This is a genomic window from Stenotrophomonas sp. GSD10 (assembly GCF_056172695.1).
The window spans coordinates 4,499,064-4,511,128 of sequence record NZ_JAOCMC010000002.1; the positions used below are offsets into that span (position 1 = coordinate 4,499,064).

The following is a 12,065-nucleotide window of genomic DNA, read 5'->3' on the forward strand; positions in this document are numbered from 1 at the left end:
CGGGTTCAGCCCGGAAATCGAGGTGGGCGCTGTGAATAATGCCAAGCATCTTTCGAGCCCGTGGGATTGTCGTCATGACTGTTGCAGCGCCCCGTATCCGCATGCTGATCGATGGCCAGTTCATCGAATCGGCCACCTCCCACTGGCAGGACGTGGTCAATCCGGCCACCCAGGACGTCCTGGCCCAGGTGCCGTTCGCCACCGCCGGTGAAGTGGACGCCGCCGTCGCTGCTGCCAAGGAAGCCTTCAAGACCTGGCGCAAGACCCCGATCGGCACCCGCGCGCGCATCTTCCTGAAGTACCAGCAGCTGATCCGCGAGAACATGAGCGAGCTGGCCCACATCCTCACCGCCGAACAGGGCAAGACCCTGCCCGACGCCGAAGGCGATGTGTTCCGCGGCCTGGAAGTGGTCGAGCACGCCGCTGCCATCGGCAACCTGCAGCTGGGCGAACTGGCCAACAACGTGGCCAATGGCGTGGATACCTACACGATCATGCAGCCGCTGGGCGTGTGCGCTGGCATCACCCCGTTCAACTTCCCGGCGATGATCCCGCTGTGGATGTTCCCGATGGCCATCGCCACCGGCAACACCTTCATCCTCAAGCCGTCCGAACAGGACCCTATGGTGACCATGCGCCTGGTGGAACTGGCGCTGGAAGCCGGCATTCCCAAGGGCGTGCTGAACGTCGTCCACGGCGGCGAAGAAGTGGTCAACGCCATCTGCGACCACCCGGACATCAAGGCCGTGTCGTTCGTCGGTTCGACCCGTGTCGGCACCCACGTCTACAACCGTGCCTCGCTGGCCGGCAAGCGTGTGCAGTGCATGATGGGCGCCAAGAACCACGCCGTGGTGCTGCCGGACGCCAACAAGGAACAGACCCTCAACGCGATGGTCGGCGCCGCCTTCGGTGCCGCTGGCCAGCGCTGCATGGCCGCCTCCACCCTGGTGCTGGTCGGCGAAGCGCGCAACTGGGTGCAGGACCTGGTCAGCAAGGCCAAGACCCTCAAGGTCAGCGGCGGCACCGTGTCCGGCACCGATGTCGGCCCGGTCATTTCCTGCAGCGCACGCGAGCGCGTGGAAGGCCTGATCGCCTCGGGCGTGGAGCAGGGCGCCAAGCTGGTGCTCGATGGCCGCAAGCCGCAGGTGGATGGCTTCGAGAAGGGCAACTTCGTCGGCCCGACCATCTTTGCCGGTGTCACCACCGACATGCGCATCTACCAGGAAGAAATCTTCGGGCCGGTGCTGGTCATCCTCGAAGCGGAAACGCTGGAAGACGCCATCGCGATGGTCAACAGCAACCCCAACGGCAACGGCACTGCACTGTTCACCCAGTCCGGCGCGGCCGCACGCAAGTTCCAGGAAGACATCGACGTCGGCCAGGTCGGCATCAACGTGCCGATCCCGGTGCCGGTGCCGCTGTTCTCGTTCACCGGTTCGCGCGCCTCCAAGCTGGGCGACCTGGGCCCGTACGGCAAGCAGGTCGTGCTGTTCTACACCCAGACCAAGACCGTCACCGCCCGCTGGTTCGATGACGAGACGCTGAGCCACGGCGTCAACACCACGATCAGCCTGAAGTAACGGCAGGAGCAGCCATGAGCCACTCGATGACGACGGAACTGGAAGAAGCACAGCAGGCGTACCGCGAGGCTGCGCGCGACTTCGCACAGGCCGAACTGGCGCCGCACGCCGCGCGATGGGATGCGGAGGGCATCTTTCCGCGCGAGGCGATCGCCAAGGCCGGTGAACTGGGCTTCTGCGGTCTGTACATGGACCCGGAAGTAGGCGGCAGCGGCCTGAGCCGACTGGACGCCGCCGTCGTCATCGAGGAGCTCGCCAACGTCGATCCGTCGACTGCGGCCTACATCAGCATCCACAACATGGCCTCGTGGATGGTGTCCAAGTGGGGCCAGCCGGCCCTGCGCGATGCGTGGGGCACCGATCTGTCCTCGGGTAGCAAGCTGGCCTCGTACTGCCTGACCGAACCGGGCGCCGGTTCCGATGCGGCCTCGCTGAAGACCACCGCCGTGCGCGACGGTGACCATTTCGTGCTGAACGGCGCCAAGGCCTTCATCTCCGGCGCCGGTGCCACCGAACTGCTGGTGGTGATGGCGCGTACCGGCGGTGCCGGTGCCGGCGGCGTCAGCGCCATCGCGGTGCCGTCGGACCTGCCGGGCATCAGCTATGGCCGCAAGGAAGAGAAGATGGGCTGGAACAGCCAGCCCACCCGTGGCATCACCTTCGAAAACGTCCGCGTGCCGGTCAGCCACCTTCTGGGAGAGGAAGGCGGCGGCTTCAAGCTGGCGATGAAGGGGCTGGACGGCGGCCGCATCAACATCGCCGCCTGCTCGCTGGGTGCTGCGCAGGGCGCGCTGGATGCCGCACGCCGCTACATGGGCGAGCGCCGCCAGTTCGGCAAGGCGCTGGCCGATTTCCAGGCGCTGCAGTTCAAGCTGGCCGACATGGCCATCGAGCTGGTCGCCGCGCGGCAGATGGTGCACTCGGCCGCGCGCAAGCTCGATGCCGGTGCCAGCGATGCCAACGTGTGGTGCGCGATGGCCAAGCGCTTCGCCACCGATGCCGGCTTCAAGATCTGCAACGAAGCACTGCAGATCCACGGCGGCTACGGCTACATCCGCGAATACCCGATCGAGCGCCTGCTGCGCGACAGCCGCGTGCACCAGATCCTGGAAGGCACCAACGAGATCATGCGGGTGATCGTTGCCCGCCACCTGCTCAACACCGAAGAGGAACTGCGATGAAGGATTGGCGTACCCAGGAGCACGTGGGCCTGAAGGTCGAGGCCGATGGCCACACCGCCGTGGTCACCCTGCACAACCCGCCGGCGCACACCTGGACCGTGCACAGCCTGTCTGCGCTGCGCGACCTGGTGGGCGCGCTCAACGCAGACCGCGACATCTACGCGCTGGTGATCACCGGTGACGGCGAGAAGTTCTTCTCCGCCGGTGCTGACCTCAACCAGTTCGCTTCCGGCGACAAGGCTGCTGCACGCGAGGCCGCGCGCCGCTTCGGTGAAGCCTTCGAAGCGCTGTCCGCCTTCCGTGGTGTGTCGATCGCCGCCATCAACGGCTACGCCATGGGCGGTGGCCTGGAATGCGCACTGGCCTGCGACCTGCGCATCATCGAAGACCACGCCCAGGTCGCGCTGCCGGAGGCCACCGTCGGCCTGCTGCCGTGCGCCGGTGGCACCCAGAACCTGCCGCGCCTGGTTGGCGAGGGCTGGGCCAAGCGCATGATCCTGCTGGGTGAGCGCATCAACGCCGAGACCGCGCTGCGCATCGGCCTGGCCGAAGAGAAGGTCGGCAAGGGCGAATCCAAGGCGCTGGCCCTGGAATGGGCGAAGAAGGCCGGTAAGCAGAGCCCGACCAGTATCGCCGCCTGCAAGACCCTGGTGCAGTCCACCCGCACCGGCACCCACGCCTCGGCCTTGGTGGCCGAGCGCGAAGCCTTCGTCGACCTGTTCGACACCGCCGACCAGGTCGAGGGCGTGACCGCCTTCCTGGAAAAGCGCGCCGCGCAGTGGAAGAACGCATGAGCACCGACACCGTTGCCGACGACGCACCGGTGCTGTTCGAGGAGCGCGAGGCCGGCAACGGCACGCGCATCGGCTTCGCTACGCTCAACGCGGCGCGCACGCTCAATGGCTTCTCGCTGCCGATGGCGCACCTGCTGCTGAAGCAGTTGAACGCCTGGGCCGATGATGACGGCATCGCGATGGTGGTGCTGCAGGGCGCTGGCGAAAAGGCGTTCTGTGCCGGTGGCGACCTGCACAGCCTGTACAAGGCCATGGTCGCCTTCCGCGAAGGCGGCCACGCCGACATCCGCGAAAACGCGTACGCCGCCGAGTTCTTCGACGTCGAATACCGCGTCGATTACCTCATCCACACCTACGCCAAGCCGATCCTGTGCTGGGGCCACGGCATCGTGATGGGCGGCGGCATCGGCCTGATGTCCGGTGCCAGCCATCGTGTGGTCAGCGAGCGTTCCAAGCTGGCCTTCCCGGAAATCACCGTTGGCCTGTTTCCCGATGTCGGTGGCAGCTGGCTGCTGCCGCGCGTGCCCGGCAAGGGCGGCCTGTTCCTGGCCCTGACCGGCGCCCTGCTCAACCCGGGTGACGCCATCTATGCCGGGCTGGCCGACGTACACGTGGCCGAAGAGCGCCGCAGCGCGGTGTTCGATGCGCTGCTGCAGGTGGCCTGGTCCAGTGATTCCGCACACAACCACGAACGTCTGACCCATCTGCTGCAGTCGCATGCCAGTGACGCGGCCACCGGCCCGTTGCTGGCCCATGCTGCGCAGGTTGATGCGCTGTGCGAAGGCGATGATCTGGCCGCGATCATCGCGCGCATCGGCGCTTTGCAGACCGACGATGCCTGGCTGCAGGCCGCGCAGAAGACCCTCGCCGCCGGTGCGCCGGGCTCGGCGCGGCTGGCTTTCGAGCTGCAGCGCCGCAGCGCCGGCCAGGACCTGGCCAGCGTGTACCGTCTGGAATACATCACCGCGCTGCACTGCGCCGCCCACGGCGATTTCGCCGAGGGCATCCGCGCGCTGCTGATCGACAAGGACCGCAACCCGCAGTGGAACCCGGCCACCCTGGCCGAGGCCAGCGGTGCGTGGGCTGACACCTTCTTCGCTTCCCCCTGGGCCGATGCCGCGCACCCGCTGGCCGACCTGGGAATTCCCCTTGTTGAAAGGAGCCTTGCATGAGCCGCATTGCATTCATCGGGTTGGGCAACATGGGTGGCCCGATGGCCGCCAATCTGGTCAAGAACGGCCACAGCGTGCGCGTGTTCGATCTGGTCCCGGCCGCGGTGCAGGCCGCCGTCGATGCCGGTGCCAGCGCGGCCGCATCGGCGCGCGAAACCCTGGCCGATGCCGAGGTCGTGATCTCGATGCTGCCGGCCAGCCGCCACGTTGAAGGCGTGTACCTGGGCGACGACGGCATCCTCGCCGCGATCCCGGCCGGTGCACTGGTCATCGACTGCAGCACCATTGCCCCGGCCAGCGCGCGCAAGGTTTCTGAAGCCGCCGCCGCGCGTGGCCTGCAGATGATCGATGCACCGGTATCCGGCGGTACCGCCGGTGCCCAGGCCGGCACCCTGACCTTCATCGTCGGTGGTGAAGAGGACGCGCTGGAACGCGCGCGCCCGGTGCTGCAGGCGATGGGCAAGAACATCTTCCATGTGGGTGCCAGCGGCGCCGGCCAGGTCGCCAAGCTGTGCAACAACATGGCACTGGGCGTGATCATGGCGGTGACCGGTGAAGCCATCGCGCTGGGCGTGGCGCACGGCCTGGACCCGAAGGTGCTGTCGCAGATGATGGCCGTCAGCACCGGCCGCAGCTGGGCCACCGAAGTGTGCAACCCGTGGCCGGGCGTGCTGGAAAATGCACCGGCCTCGCGTGGCTACAGCGGTGGCTTCGGCAGCGATCTGATGCTCAAGGACATGGGCCTGGCGGTGGAAGCGGCGATGAGCGTCGGCGCCTCGATTCCGCTGGGCGAAGTGGCCCGCAACCTGTACTCGATGAATCACCAGGCCGGTCGCGGCAAGCTGGATTTCTCCAGCGTCGTGCAGCTGATCACCAGCGAGAAGTGACCGGGTAGTGCCGGCCGCTGGCCGGCAACCTCATGCCCCCGCGTGGGACAACGAAGGTGGGATGGGCGGATGCCCGGTTTCGACCGGCATCCGCCCATTTTTCTCTTCACGTTGGTAGTGCCGGCCGCTGGCCGGCAGCACCGCATCAGGCAACGATCAGCGTCACGTCGATGTTGCCGCGGGTGGCATTGGAGTACGGGCAGACGATGTGGGCCTTCTGCACCAGCTCTTCCACCTGCTCGCGCGGTACGCCCGGCACGTTGATGGTCAGCTCGGCTTCAATGCCGAAACCGGTCGGGATCTGGCCGATGCCGACCTTGCCGGTGACGGTGGTGTCGGCCGGCAGCGCGACCTTGGCCTGGCCGGCCACGAACTTCAGCGCGCCCAGGAAGCAGGCCGAATAACCGGCGGCGAACAGCTGTTCCGGGTTGGTGCCCGGGCCACCGGCGCCGCCCAGCTCGCGCGGGGTCGACAGCTGGATGTCCAGCACGTTGTCGGAGGAGACGGAACGACCTTCACGGCCGCCGGTGGAGGTGGCCTGGGCGGTGTACAGAACCTTTTCGATGGACATCGGGATGCTCCTGGTCAGTGGGTGGGTGTTGCGTTGGAGCCTACTTTGCCCGGTTTCCAAGGACGTTGGGTGATAGTCCGTCTGCAAAATTTGATCGATCGTCCTGCCTGCCTAGATCGTCCACTCACGGTCGGTGGTGAACAGGATGGTCAGCCAGCGGTCCGGCGAGGCCTCGCCCAGCGCCTCGCCGATCTCGTCGCGCAGCTGGTCCCATTCCACCAGTGGCCGGGGCGGGTCGCTCTCGGGCACCACGAAGAACAACTCGATCTGCTCGCCACGGCCGACCTGCGCCACATAGCTGCGGTGCTCGACAAAGCCATGCTTGGCAACGATGCCGCGTGCCACCGCATCCACGTGCGCCTGCAGTTCCGGCGGGGTGACCAGCAGGATGCCGGCCAGCGCCCGGCGCACGGTGCCGAGCGGGGCGATCATCACCAGCACGCAGACAAAGGCGAGGATGGCCGGATCGATGTACGGCCCTACCCATGCCCACGACGTGCCCTGCACCAGCACGCCGCCGAGGAAGGCGAGCAGATAGCAGGCCGACATGCTGGCCGCCACCACCCAGTTCTTCGCATCCAGTGCGATGAATTCCGAACCGATGCGGCGGTTGGCGCGCAGCACGAACCAACCCAGTGCGCTCTCGGCCACCAGCGACAGGCCGGCGAAGATGATCGCCGGGCCCAGTGCGATGTGGCGGCCGCCGGACATCAGCGCATCCACCGCATTGACCAGCGCATACAGCGCCGCACCGATCATCAGCGTGCCGCTGACCCCCAGCACGATCGGCTCCAGGTGCCAGAAGCCCATGGTGAAGCGCTGGTTGAGCCGCGACTGCAGCGCATCGGTGTTGGTCGACAGCGCGATCAGCCGCGCCACCAGCAGCGACAGCCAGGTCATCACCACGTCGATCAGCCCGTAGATGCCGTCGAAGATGATCAGCGAGGAGTTGGCCAGCAGGCCGAACACCACCGCGGCCACCGCCAGCAGCAGTGCGCCGGCGATCGACAGGCGCAGCACGCCCTGTTCGGTGGTGGGGTCGAAGAAGTGCGCGCGGTCGTTGGCCATGCGCGGATTGTAGAGCGGAGCCATGCTCCGCTGCCTCCGCGGTACCCACCTCGGATCGCTTGCCGTAGACTGCAGCCCTCCCGCGTACCGATTCCCGCCTGCAGTGATCACGCCACCCTGACCCTTGCCGTACCTCGGCAGCCGGCCCGCCCGGCTCAGGAACCCGTGTCCATCCACTGCAGCGCCTCGCGGCCCCGCCCGCGTGCGCGCGGAGTATTCCCATGCAAACGTCCTATCCGCTGCGCCAGCAATGGCTCGGCAACCTCCGTGGCGACCTGCTGTCCGGCATCGTCGTCGCCCTGGCCCTGATTCCCGAGGCCATCGCCTTCTCGCTCATCGCCGGTGTCGACCCCAAGGTCGGCCTGTACGCCGCGTTCTCGATTGCCGTGATCACCGCCATCGCCGGCGGCCGTCCCGGCATGATCTCCGCCGCCACCGGTGCAATGGCGCTGGTGATGATCGATCTGGTCAGGGACCTCGGCGTGCAGTACCTGTTCGCCGCCAGCATCCTGGCAGGCCTGCTGCAGGTGCTGGCCGGCGTGTTCAAGCTGGGTTCGCTGATGCGCTTCGTCTCGCGCTCGGTCATCACCGGCTTCGTCAATGCACTGGCGATCCTGATCTTCCTGGCGCAGCTGCCCGAGCTGGTTGGCCGTGGCCCGGCCGTGTACGTGCTGTGTGCGGCCGCGCTGGCCATCATCTACCTGCTGCCGCGCATCACCCGGGTGGTGCCGTCGCCGCTGGTGGCGATCGTGGTGCTCACTGCCGTGGTGATCGGCTTCGGCATCGACGTGCGCAGCGTCGGCGACATGGGCCAGCTGCCCGACAGCCTGCCGTACTTCCTCATTCCCGATGTACCGCTCACCTGGGAAACGCTGCGCATCCTGTTGCCGGTGTCGGCTACGCTGGCGGTGGTCGGCCTGCTCGAGTCGATGATGACGCTGCAGATCGTCGAGGACATCACCGAAACGCCCAGCGAGCGCAACCGCGAATGCGTCGGCCAAGGGTGGCCAACACGGTCACCGGCTTCCTCGGCGGCATGGCCGGCTGCGCGATGATCGGCCAGTCGATCATCAACGTGAGCTCCGGCGGCCGCGGTCGTCTGTCATGCCTGGTGGCCGGTGTCGTGCTGCTGGCAATGGTGGTGTACGGCAGCGCGCTGGTGCGGCAGATTCCGATGGCCGCGCTGGTGGCGGTGATGATCATGGTCAGCATCGGCACCTTCAGCTGGCGCTCGCTGCGCGACCTGCGCACCCATCCACGCAGTTCGTCGGCGGTGATGCTGCTGACCGTGGTGGTCACCGTGGCCACCCACGACCTGGCCAAGGGCGTGCTCAGTGGCGTGCTGTTGTCGGCGCTGTTCTTCGCGCGCAAGGTCGGCCGCATGCTGGAGGTGCAGCGCAAGGACGCCGGCAGCACGCAGGTCTACCACGTGCGCGGCCAGGTGTTCTTTGCTTCCGCCGGGCAGCTGGGCGCGGCGTTTGATTACCAGCACGTGGCACCGAAGGTGCAGATTGATCTGCGCGATGCCCATCTATGGGATCTGACCGCCGTGGCCGCGCTGGAGCGCGCGCAGGAAAAGCTGGCCGCGCATGGCGCCGAGGTAACGGTGGTGGGGCTCAATGCCGCCAGCCGGACGTTGATCGAGCGGGTGGGTGGACGCGGCGGCGGACACTGAGTTCGCACTCATCAATCGCCGCCATCTGTGCTGGAGCATGGTCCACAAGCGCTTCGGCAGATGCCAGGGCATGCACTGGCATCTGCCTCTGATTCGACAGGGGCACCCGGGTGACCGCAGCGGCGGTCACCCGCGTTGTTGCATCAGTGCCTGCGGCCCATGCACCTGACTTCCACCCGCATGTCGGCGTCCATCACTTCGCTGGTGCAGATCATCTGGTTGTCGCCCGGCCCGATATTGGGGCGCACGCCCAGATCGAAGAGGTAGCGACTGAAGTCCATGTAGGCGTCACTGGTGATGCCTCCGGGGAACTCGTACACCACCGGCTTGCCGTCCTTGGCAACGTCTGCTTTGGTCTCTGGAACCGGGTTGCCGTGAACGTCGCGGCCGGTGCCGGGAATAGGCGCCCAGCTTTTCATCTCGATGTCGTAGGAGGCCTTGATCTTGGAGCCATCGGCGAAGTTCAGGGTGGTCACCGGGCGGCCCGCAGTCAGCGAGATGTTCTTTCCCCTGACCGAATTGACGAACGTCATGTGCGCCGCATACCCGCGGGCGAGCCAGGAGGCATTCAACTGCTCGATCGCGTTGTTCATCCTGGCCGGGCTCTGCAGTGCATCGTATACGGTTGCCGGAACCGGCCGGTCTGCGGCGGGAGCCGCCAGTGCCCGTCGCACGCGTGCAGTCGCCATCGCTTGCTGGGGAGTCTCCACGTGTTCGACGCAACGTCGTAGTTCATTTCAAGGCTGCGCCCATTCGCGTGCCAGAAGCGGACCAGGGCTACGAAGTAGTCTTCCAGGTCCTGTTCGATCGGCAGCTCCTGGATCCTGCGATCCCACAGGATGACGAACTTCCGTATCTCTCCCGTGGAAATACTGGTTACCAGTGCACCGCCGACGTCGACGTCCGACAGCGCGGCCGCCTGCATCTGAGCGTATGAACACCCTTCGCACGGGATATCTTGTATCTGCTTCACCTGCGCGTGCGCTCCCTGCGCACAGAGCAACAACGCCACCGCAGTGGCGTATCGGAACAGCCTCATCGAATTCGATTCCTAGATGGATGGATTGGGTAGGAAATGAATGACGATCCTGGCTACTGCCGCAATGACCAGCGCAATCGACACGGCGCGGGTGAAGCGATGAATCTCGCGCCGTTGGAAGGGTATCCATACCGTGAGCAGGATGGTCGTGAGACCAAAGACCAGCACCGGGGTGCCGGAGGTCGTCATCGCCATGCACAGGCTGATGAAGGCGAACAACTCCAGGACCAGTTCGATATAGGTGCGTTGCTGCATTACATGTTCCGTTTGCTTGGGACATCCATGCCGCATATCGTTATGCGGCACTCAAATGATATCACTTCTCATTCGTATTTGATGAGGTGATGGGCGTGTGCCACACCGGCAATGGGGCACCGGCGCTTCGCACACCGCCTGACGCCCCGGCGTCATTCAGCCACCCGGTGTAAACTATTGATCTCACTGGCAATGCCAGTCTCCACGATCAACACTCCGATGACGTCCGCCACCGCCCGTTACGCCGATTCCCTGCGCCTGTCCGTTGCCCCGATGATGGACTGGACCGACCGCCATTGCCGCGTGTTCCATCGCGTGCTGGCGCCGGGCGCGCGGCTGTACACCGAGATGGTGCATGCCAACGCGGTCATCCACGGTGACCGCGAGCGCCTGCTCGGCTTCGATGCCAGCGAACAGCCGCTGGCGCTGCAGCTCGGTGGCAGCGATCCGGCGCTGCTGGCGCAGGCCGCGCGCATCGCCGCCGAGTGGGGCTACGACGAAGTGAACCTCAACTGCGGCTGCCCGTCCGACCGCGTGCAGGCCGGGCGTTTCGGCGCCTGCCTGATGCGCGAGCCGGTGCTGGTGGCCGAATGCGTGGCGGCGATGGTCGCTGCGGTGGACATCCCGGTGACGGTGAAATGCCGCCTGGGCGTGGACGAAGACAACGATTACGACGTGTTCGCCGCCTTCGTCGACCGCCAGGTCGCCGCAGGTGCCAGCATGGTGGTGGTGCATGCGCGCAACGCCTGGCTGAAGGGCCTGTCGCCGAAGGAGAACCGCGAGGTTCCGCCGCTGAAGTACGACTGGGCCTACCGCCTGAAGCAGGAGCGCCCGGCACTGCCGGTGGTGATCAACGGCGGCCTGGCCAGCATCGAGGCGGTGCAGGCGCAGGCCGCGCACGTCGATGGCGTGATGCTGGGCCGCGCGGCCTACCACGACCCCTACCTGCTGCATCAGCTGGAGGCGCTGCACACCGGCGCCCCGCTGCAGGCGCGTGGCGACCTGTTGCGCGCGCTGCGCCCCTACGTGGAAGCGCGGCTGGCCGAAGGTCTGGCGCTCAAGCACATCACCCGCCACCTGCTGGGCCTGTTCCACGGCCAGCCTGGTGGCCGCGCGTTCCGCCAGGTGCTGAGCGAGGGCGCGCACCGCCCGGGTGCGGATTGGACCCTGGTCGAGCAGGCGCTGGCGGTCACCGAACGCGATGCCGATCGTGTCGCAGCGTGATGCTCGTCACATTCCTGACTTGACAAGGCCAGCGCTTTCGTCCCGAATGTTCACCTAGATGAACGACTCGCGGCATCGCCCGGAAAAGTTCAGATCGGATTCACTGCCCTAAACCAAGAATTTGCAAAGGAATTGTAAAGGCCGGGTCCCGCACCCGGCTCCCGGATTTACGACTTTTGAACGAATCGCCGTGCTCGGCTAGGATCGCATCGATGTCTTCCGCTCCCTTCCATTGCCGCATTGCCCTGGCCACCTGCGTGGTGCTGGCGGCTGCGCCGCTGTCTTCGGCGCTGGCGCAACAGCCGCCGCGTGGCGATCAGGGGCGCGCGGAGATGATGGAGCGGGGTGAGCGCGGTGGCCGTGGCGACGAGCGTTCGCTGTCCGATGCCGTGCGCCGCGTGCAGCGCACCACCGGCGGCCACATCCTTGGCGCCGAGCGCGTGCCGTTCGATGGGCGTGACATCAACCGGGTGAAGTACATGGACGACCGGGGCCGGGTCCGCTACATGGACGACCCCGCCCCGTCGCGTTCACAGCCGCGCACGCCGCGGTCGGATATGTCATCACTACGCGGCGATAACCCCTGAACAGGGATAGTTGTCGCTATCAACCCGTACCC

At 66.4% G+C, this 12,065-nt stretch carries 12 protein-coding genes and 1 pseudogene; 8 read left to right on the forward strand and 5 right to left on the reverse strand.

Features of this window, described 5'->3' with window-relative positions:
* The first annotated feature begins 74 nt into the window (after positions 1-74).
* The 5 genes from N4G47_RS20840 to mmsB are packed head-to-tail and all read left to right on the forward strand — an operon-like array spanning position 75 to position 5,614.
* A complete protein-coding gene (locus N4G47_RS20840; protein WP_249842226.1) occupies positions 75-1,580 on the forward strand; it encodes a CoA-acylating methylmalonate-semialdehyde dehydrogenase in 1,506 nt (501 codons plus the stop codon).
* 14 nt (positions 1,581-1,594) lie between these two features.
* Positions 1,595-2,761, forward strand: coding sequence for an acyl-CoA dehydrogenase family protein (locus N4G47_RS20845; protein ID WP_475289825.1), 1,167 nt, complete (start codon positions 1,595-1,597; stop codon positions 2,759-2,761).
* Positions 2,758-3,555, forward strand: a complete 798-nt coding sequence (locus N4G47_RS20850) for an enoyl-CoA hydratase (RefSeq protein ID WP_475289826.1) — start codon at positions 2,758-2,760, stop codon at positions 3,553-3,555. The genes N4G47_RS20845 and N4G47_RS20850 overlap by 4 nt, the downstream gene beginning before the upstream one ends.
* The gene (locus N4G47_RS20855; protein ID WP_475289827.1) at positions 3,552-4,727 is read left to right on the forward strand and encodes an enoyl-CoA hydratase/isomerase family protein; all 1,176 of its coding nucleotides are present in this window, start codon (positions 3,552-3,554) and stop codon (positions 4,725-4,727) included. Before N4G47_RS20850 ends, N4G47_RS20855 begins: the two co-directional genes overlap by 4 nt.
* Complete coding sequence (gene mmsB / locus N4G47_RS20860; RefSeq protein WP_201117861.1) at positions 4,724-5,614, forward strand: 3-hydroxyisobutyrate dehydrogenase; 891 nt, start codon at positions 4,724-4,726, stop codon at positions 5,612-5,614. The genes N4G47_RS20855 and mmsB overlap by 4 nt, the downstream gene beginning before the upstream one ends.
* A gap of 145 nt (positions 5,615-5,759) precedes the next feature.
* Here the strand turns inward: mmsB and N4G47_RS20865 are convergent, their stop codons facing one another.
* Both N4G47_RS20865 and N4G47_RS20870 read right to left on the reverse strand, forming a co-directional pair.
* Positions 5,760-6,185 carry an organic hydroperoxide resistance protein gene (locus N4G47_RS20865; protein WP_004153735.1) on the reverse strand — a complete coding sequence of 142 codons (426 nt, stop codon included), beginning with the start codon at positions 6,183-6,185 and terminating at the stop codon, positions 5,760-5,762.
* Between the two features lie 111 nt (positions 6,186-6,296).
* Entirely contained in the window at positions 6,297-7,277 is a 981-nt protein-coding gene (locus tag N4G47_RS20870) for a cation diffusion facilitator family transporter (RefSeq protein ID WP_475289828.1), read from the reverse strand.
* Between the two features lie 197 nt (positions 7,278-7,474).
* Here N4G47_RS20870 and N4G47_RS20875 point away from each other — a divergent pair.
* Positions 7,475-8,928, forward strand: a pseudogene (locus N4G47_RS20875) (SulP family inorganic anion transporter).
* A gap of 143 nt (positions 8,929-9,071) precedes the next feature.
* On the opposite strand, the gene N4G47_RS20880 reads toward N4G47_RS20875, so the two are convergent.
* The 3 genes from N4G47_RS20880 to N4G47_RS20890 are packed head-to-tail and all read right to left on the reverse strand — an operon-like array spanning position 9,072 to position 10,222.
* Positions 9,072-9,521 carry a hypothetical protein gene (locus tag N4G47_RS20880; RefSeq protein WP_475289829.1) on the reverse strand — a complete coding sequence of 150 codons (450 nt, stop codon included), beginning with the start codon at positions 9,519-9,521 and terminating at the stop codon, positions 9,072-9,074.
* A complete protein-coding gene (locus N4G47_RS20885) occupies positions 9,518-9,967 on the reverse strand; it encodes a hypothetical protein (protein WP_475289830.1) in 450 nt (149 codons plus the stop codon). The genes N4G47_RS20880 and N4G47_RS20885 overlap by 4 nt, the downstream gene beginning before the upstream one ends.
* Positions 9,968-9,979: 12 nt before the next feature.
* A complete protein-coding gene (locus N4G47_RS20890) occupies positions 9,980-10,222 on the reverse strand; it encodes a hypothetical protein (RefSeq protein WP_107231488.1) in 243 nt (80 codons plus the stop codon).
* Positions 10,223-10,414: 192 nt separating this feature from the next.
* On the opposite strand from N4G47_RS20890, the gene dusA reads away from it, so the two are divergent.
* Together dusA and N4G47_RS20900 are read left to right on the forward strand one after the other, a co-directional pair.
* A complete protein-coding gene (dusA, locus tag N4G47_RS20895) occupies positions 10,415-11,446 on the forward strand; it encodes a tRNA dihydrouridine(20/20a) synthase DusA (RefSeq protein WP_475289831.1) in 1,032 nt (343 codons plus the stop codon).
* A gap of 212 nt (positions 11,447-11,658) precedes the next feature.
* Complete coding sequence (locus N4G47_RS20900) at positions 11,659-12,033, forward strand: hypothetical protein (RefSeq protein WP_057498613.1); 375 nt, start codon at positions 11,659-11,661, stop codon at positions 12,031-12,033.
* The last annotated feature ends 32 nt before the right edge of the window (positions 12,034-12,065 follow it).